The organism is Amycolatopsis orientalis DSM 43388 (genome assembly GCF_000411975.1).
GTDB classification, from domain to species: domain Bacteria; phylum Actinomycetota; class Actinomycetes; order Mycobacteriales; family Pseudonocardiaceae; genus Amycolatopsis; species Amycolatopsis orientalis_D.
In genome coordinates, this window is sequence record NZ_ASXG01000019.1 from 36553 (window position 1) to 43165 (window position 6613).

At 70.2% G+C, this 6613-nt stretch carries 4 protein-coding genes and 1 riboswitch; all 4 genes read left to right on the top strand.

Annotated features, from left to right (window positions below):
- Positions 1 to 65: 65 nt before the first annotated feature.
- The 4 genes from L942_RS02895 (at position 66) to cobN (ending at position 5863) form a co-directional block, all read left to right on the top strand.
- On the top strand, positions 66 to 971 hold the full coding sequence (locus tag L942_RS02895; protein WP_037354499.1) for an ABC transporter ATP-binding protein: 906 nt from the start codon (positions 66 to 68) through the stop codon (positions 969 to 971).
- Positions 968 to 1816 (top strand): ABC transporter permease, encoded by an 849-nt coding sequence (locus L942_RS02900; protein WP_037354502.1) that lies wholly within the window; start codon positions 968 to 970, stop codon positions 1814 to 1816. The genes L942_RS02895 and L942_RS02900 overlap by 4 nt, the downstream gene beginning before the upstream one ends.
- A gap of 6 nt (positions 1817 to 1822) precedes the next feature.
- Complete coding sequence (locus L942_RS02905) at positions 1823 to 2062, top strand: helix-turn-helix transcriptional regulator (RefSeq protein ID WP_037354504.1); 240 nt, start codon at positions 1823 to 1825, stop codon at positions 2060 to 2062.
- A 67-nt stretch (positions 2063 to 2129) separates the two neighbouring features.
- A riboswitch (cobalamin riboswitch) is annotated at positions 2130 to 2205 on the top strand.
- 52 nt (positions 2206 to 2257) lie between these two features.
- Positions 2258 to 5863 (top strand): cobaltochelatase subunit CobN, encoded by a 3606-nt coding sequence (gene cobN / locus L942_RS02910; RefSeq protein ID WP_037354506.1) that lies wholly within the window; start codon positions 2258 to 2260, stop codon positions 5861 to 5863.
- Positions 5864 to 6613: the final 750 nt, after the last annotated feature.

Consider the following 6613-nt stretch of genomic DNA (forward strand, 5'->3'; position numbering starts at 1 on the left):
AGGCTTGCGATCATATGTAGTACTTCTGCTACATTCCATCGCACAGGCAGGATGGGGGTCATCCAATGAGAGATCAAGCGGACACCGTGCTCCGCGTCGAAGGCTTACGCATGCGCTACGGCGCGAACGACGTGCTGCACGGCACCTCGTTCACCGCGCACCGCGGCGAGGTGCTGTGCCTGCTCGGCCCGAACGGGGCGGGCAAGACCACGACGATCGAAATCCTCGAGGGGTTCCGCATGCGGTCCGCGGGCGAGGTGTCCGTGCTGGGCACCGACCCGGCGCGCGGCGACGAGGACTGGCGGGCGCGGCTGGGGGTCGTCCTGCAGTCCTGGCGCGACCACGGCAAATGGCGCGTGCGCGAGCTGCTCGACCTGCTCGGGTCGTACTACGCGCCGTACTCCAGCGACCGGATCCGCCGCCCGTGGGACACCGACGAGCTGATCGAGGCGGTCGGGCTCGCCGAGCACGCGGGCAAGAAGATCCGGATGCTGTCCGGCGGGCAGCGGCGCAGGCTGGACGTGGCGATCGGCATCGTCGGCCGTCCCGAGCTGCTGTTCCTCGACGAGCCGACCGCCGGGTTCGATCCGCGGGCGCGGCGCGATTTCCACGAGCTCGTGCACCGGCTCGCCGACGACGAGACCACGATCCTGCTCACCACGCACGACCTCGACGAGGCGGAAAAGCTCGCCGACCGGATCCTGACCCTGAGCGGCGGCCGCATCGTCGCCAACGGGTCCCCGGACCAGCTGAGCAGGCAAATCGCCGGCGAGGCCGAGGTGCGCTGGACCGTCGACGGGCAGCGGTTCGTGCACTCGACCACCGAGGCGACGAAGTACGTGTACGAGCTGTTCAAGCAGCACGGCGAAGCGGTCGCCGATCTGGAGGTCCGGCGCGCGTCGCTGGAGGAGACCTACCTGACCCTCGTGCAGCGCGCGGAGTCCGGGCTGACCTCGGCAGGTGCGCGGTGACGGCGCAGGGGACCGCGGCGCGGGCAGGACTCCGCCGCGGGTTCATCGAATTCCGCCAGCAATGGACGAACCGGGACGATCTGATCGGCCAGCTCGTGTGGCTGGCGATGATCTTCGGCACGCTCTTCTTCATGCGCGGCGCGCACCTGCCGGGCACTTCGTTCTCGCTCGGCACCGCGACGGTGCCGAGCGTGCTCGGCGCGGGCATCGTGTTCAACGGCCTGACCAGCGTCGCCGGATCGCTCGTCATCGACCGCGAGGACGGCACGCTGCTGCGCGCGAAGGCGACGCCGAACGGGATGTTCGGCTATCTCGTCGGCAAGGTCACGACGTTCTCGCTGGTGCAGGTCGCGGGCATCGTCGTGCTGCTGGCGCCGGCGCTGTTCCTGTTCGACGGGCTGGCCCCGGACGGGTTCTTCTCGGTCCTGAACCTGCTGTGGGTGCTCGTCGCCGGGCTGGCCGCGACCCTGCCGATCGGCGCCGCGATCGGCTCGCTGATCCAGGACTCCCGGATGCTGGCCCTGGTCATGCTGCCGACGTTCGGGCTCGGCGCGATCTCCGGGATCTTCTACCCGATCACCGCGCTGCCGGTGTGGCTGCGGGACGTCGCGCAGGTGTTCCCGATGTACTGGCTCGGTCTCGGCATGCGCTCGGCACTGCTGCCCGACCAGGCGGTCGTCGTCGAAATCGGGCAGTCCTGGCGGCCGTGGGCGACCCTGGGGGTGCTGCTCGCGTGGGCCGTGATCGGATTGGCGCTGGCCCCGGTCCTGCTGAAGCGGATGGCCCGGCGCGAATCGGGGTCGTCGGTGGCGGCACGACGGGAAAGGGCACTTCAGCGTGTGTGAGGCGCGGTGAGCGAGAACGTCTACAACCGCATCGCGGTGCTGCGCGCCGAACGCGGCATCTCGCGGCGGCAGCTCGCGGACGCGCTCGGCGTGCACTACCAGACGATCGGGTACCTGGAGCGCGGCGAGTACAGCCCGAGCCTGTACCTGGCGTTGCGGATCGCGGAGTTCTTCGAGGTCGCGGTGGAGGTGCTGTTCTCCACCGCGCCCTTCCCGCGGATCGGGGACGAAAGCAAGCCCGCGTGAGGGTCTGCTCACCTTGACGGCGCCCGCGCGCCCGGCGAGAGTAAGAGCGCACACGCGTCGGCACGCGGAGGAACCCGGTGGAAATCCGGGGCGGTCCCGCCACTGTGACCGGCGGCCCCGCGGCCGCCGGCAGCCAGGAACTCCCGCCGGCGTGCCCGACGACCCGGGGCGCGGACACCCCGAGTGAGGAACGCCGTGATCCTGCTGCTGTCCACTTCGGACACCGACCTGCTCAGCGCCCGGGCCAGCGGCGCGGACTACCGGCTCGGCAACCCGTCCCGGCTTCCCCTCGAGGACCTGCCCGGCCTGCTGGAGGGCGCGTCCATCGTCGTCGTCCGGATTCTCGGCACGCCGCGGACCTGGCAGGACGGCCTGGACACGCTGCGCGCGTCCGGCGCGCACGTGGTCGTGCTGGGCGGCGAGCAGACGCCGGACGCGGAGCTGATGAAGCTCTCCACCACGCCCGCCGGAATCGCCGCGCAAGCGCATCTGTACCTCGCCCAGGGCGGTCCGGAGAACCTCACGCAGCTGCACCGCTTCCTGTCCGACACCCTGCTGCTCACCGGCGAAGGCTTCGAACCGCCCGCCGAACTGCCTTCGTGGGGCGTGCTTTCCCGGCCGGCTCCGGCGGGGGACGGACCGGTCATCGGGATCCTCTACTACCGCGCGCACCACCTGTCCGGGAACACCGCTTTCGTGCACGCGTTGGCGGACGCGGTGGAGGCCGCGGGCGGCCGCGCGTTGCCGATCCACACCGCGTCCCTGCGCACGCGCGCGCCGGAGATGATGGCCGAGCTGGCCAAGGTCGACACGCTGCTCGTCACTGTGCTGGCGGCGGGCGGCACGCGTCCGTCGGAAGCCGGGGCCGGCGGGGACGACGAGTCCTGGGACGTCGCGGAAATGGCCGCGCTGGACGTGCCGGTGCTGCAGGCGTTGTGCCTGACCAGCGACCGCGAAACCTGGTCCGCGAGCGACGACGGCCTGTCCCCGCTCGACGCGGGCAACCAGATGGCGGTCCCGGAATTCGACGGCCGGATCATCACCGTCCCGTTCTCCTTCAAGGAATTCGACGACGACGGTCTTCCCCGCTACGTCGCCGACCCGGAACGTGCCTCGCGTGTCGCCCGCATCGCGCTCGCGCACGCGCGCCTGCGCCACACTCCGCCGGCTTCGCGCCGGATCGCGGTGATGCTGTCCGCGTACCCGACGAAACACTCGCGCGTCGGCAACGCGGTCGGCCTCGACACCCCCGCTTCGGCGATCAAACTCCTGCGCCTGATGCGCGAACGCGGCTACGACCTCGGCCCGGACGCCTTCCCCGGCGTCGACCCGACCGGAACCGACCAGCCGGACGGCGACGCGTTGATCCACGCGCTGATCGCCGCGGGCGGCCAGGATCCCGAATGGCTGACCGAAGAACAGCTCTCCGGCAATCCGATCCGCGTCCCCGCCGCCCGCTACCTCGAATGGTTCGCCGCCCTGCCGGTCGAATTGCGAGAAGCGATGGAAGAACACTGGGGCCCCGCACCGGGTTCGCTGTATGTCGACACGTCGGCAAACCCCGAGGGCGACATCGTCCTGGCGTCGCTGCAGTCCGGCAACGTCGTCCTGATGATCCAGCCGCCGCGCGGATTCGGCGAGAACCCGGTCGCGATCTACCACAACCCGGACCTCCCGCCGAGCCACCACTACCTCGCCGCCTACCGCTGGCTGGAAGAGGAATTCGGCGCGCACGCCGTCGTCCACCTCGGAAAGCACGGTTCGCTGGAATGGCTGCCCGGCAAGACCGCCGGTCTGTCCGCTGCCTGCGCCCCCGATGCCGTGCTGGGCAACCTGCCGCTGGTGTACCCGTTCCTGATCAACGACCCGGGCGAAGGCGCGCAAGCGAAACGCCGTGCGCACGCGACCATCGTGGACCACCTGGTCCCGCCCATGGCGCGCGCGGAATCGTATGGCGACCTGGCCCGGCTGGAGCAGTTGCTGGACGAACACGCCAACATCGCCGCGATGGACCCGGCGAAACTCCCGGCGATCCGCGCCCAGATCTGGACGCTCATCCAGGCCGCGAAGCTCGACCACGACCTGGGCGTGGAAGAACGGCCGCACGACGCCGAGTTCGACGACTTCCTGCTGCACATCGACGGCTGGCTGTGCGAGGTCAAGGACGCCCAGATCCGCGACGGCCTGCACATCCTGGGCGAGGCCCCGGCCGGCGAGGCCCGCGTCAACCTGGTCCTCGCGATGCTCCGGGCCCAGCAAATGTGGGGCGGCAAGCAAGGCGCCGTTCCGGGTCTGCGTTCCGCCCTGGGCCTGAAGGAAAACTCGGACGCGCCGCTGTCCGAAGTGGACGCCATCGAGACCACCGCGCACACGCTGGTTTCAGCCATGGAGAACCACTCGTGGTCGCCTTCATCGGTTTCCTCCGTCGTCACTGAGGTCTTGGGGGCTTTCGATGCCGAAGTCGCCCGCGTCCTGACCTTCGCCGCCACCGAAATCGTCCCCCGCCTGGCCGGCACTTCGTCCGAAGCAGACGCGGTACTGCACGCCCTGGACGGCGGCTACATTCCGGCAGGCCCCAGCGGTTCTCCGTTGCGCGGCTTGGTCAACGTCCTGCCGACCGGCCGCAACTTCTACACGGTGGATCCCAAGGCGATCCCGAGCCGCCTGGCGTGGGAAACCGGCCAGGCCCTGGCGGACTCCCTGCTCCGCCGCTACCGCGAAGACACCGGCGACTGGCCGCGGTCCGTCGGCCTCTCGGTGTGGGGCACCTCCGCGATGCGCACCTCCGGCGACGACGCCGCGGAAGTCCTTGCCCTGCTGGGAATCCAGCCGATCTGGGACGAGGCCTCCCGGCGCGTGACCGGCATCGAACCCATCCCGCTGTCCGAACTGGGCCGCCCGAGGATCGACGTCACAATCCGCATCAGCGGCTTCTTCCGCGACGCCTTCCCGCACGTCATCACCCTGCTGGACGACGCCGTGCGGCTGGCCGCGTCCCTGGACGAACCGGAATCGGACAACTACGTCCGCGCCCACGTCAACGCGGACCTGGCCGCCCACGGCGACAACCGCCGGGCCACCACCCGCATCTTCGGCTCGAAACCCGGTGCCTACGGGGCCGGCCTGCTCCCCCTGATGGACTCCGGGAACTGGCGCGACGACAAGGATCTCGCCGAGGTCTACGCGGTCTGGGGAGGCTTCGCGTACGGCCGAGACCTGGACGGCCGTCCCGCGCGCGAGGACATGGAATCGTCGTACAAACGCATTGTCGTAGCCGCGAAGAACACCGACACCCGCGAACACGACATCGCCGACTCCGACGACTATTTCCAGTACCACGGCGGAATGATCGCCACCGTCCGCGCCCTGACCGGCTCCGCCCCCGCGTCCTACGTCGGCGACTCCACCACTCCCGACGCGGTCCGCACCCGCACCCTGGGCGAAGAAACGGCCCGCGTCTTCCGCGCCCGAGTCGTGAACCCGCGCTGGCTGTCCGCCATGCGCCGCCACGGCTACAAGGGAGCCTTCGAACTCGCGGCGACGGTCGATTACCTCTTCGGCTTCGACGCCACCGCCGGCGTCGTGGGCGACTGGATGTACGAAAAATTGTCGCAGTCGTATGTCCTGGACGAGGAGAACCAGCAGTTCCTGCGGAACGCCAACCCGTGGGCGCTGCGAGGAATCATCGAACGCCTGACGGAAGCCGCCGACCGGGGCCTGTGGGAAGAACCGGATCCGGACTTGCTGGCGCAGATGCGTGAGGTGTATTTGACTTTGGAAGGCGACCTGGAGAACGACTGAACCGGATTGTCGCGGGTTCACCCCTTCGCTACCCGGGTGAATCGGCTCCCAAGCTCAAGCCGCGGCCCAGGGTTGTCCGGGCAGGCTTATCCGGGCAGGCAGCCGACGCTCAACGAGGGCGACTCACAGGTTTTTCGCTGTCCCGCTCATCAACCCGCTCATCACATCGCCGCGGGCCCCGCGCGACGCCTCCGCCGTCCTCCTGTGCAGCTGTGCCGCTGGTGAGCCGGTTGGCGCTGCTCCCTCCTCGCCGGACAGCACCCGACGCTGCCCTCCTCGCCAACCCGCTCACCGCCTCGCCATCGGCTCGCGGCCGCCTCGCCGCACTTCCGCCGTCCCTTTCACCATCTCCACGCAAATCCCGCAGCCGCCGCCTCGTTCCATGGGCCAACCCGCGCCCGGCCACCCCGACGCCACTCCCGCAGCCGGCGCCCCGCCCCTCAGCCAACCCGCGCCCGCGCACCGTGACGCCACACCCGCAGCCACTGACCCGTCCCCGCAGCCAACCCGCGCCCGGGCACCCCGACACCACACCCACAGCCGCCGCCCCATCCCCGCAGCCAACCGGCTCGGACCTCGCCGCGACTCCAGCCCCGGCCCTCCCCGCCAGTGCCCCTTTCGGCCGCACTCACTAGACCACCCGCGGAACCTCCATCCACCCCCGCGAACCTCCGCCAGAACAACCCCAGCCACCCCAGGCCTACCGCCAAGCCCGCCCCGCCCAACCCCGCCACCACCACTGCTCCCGCC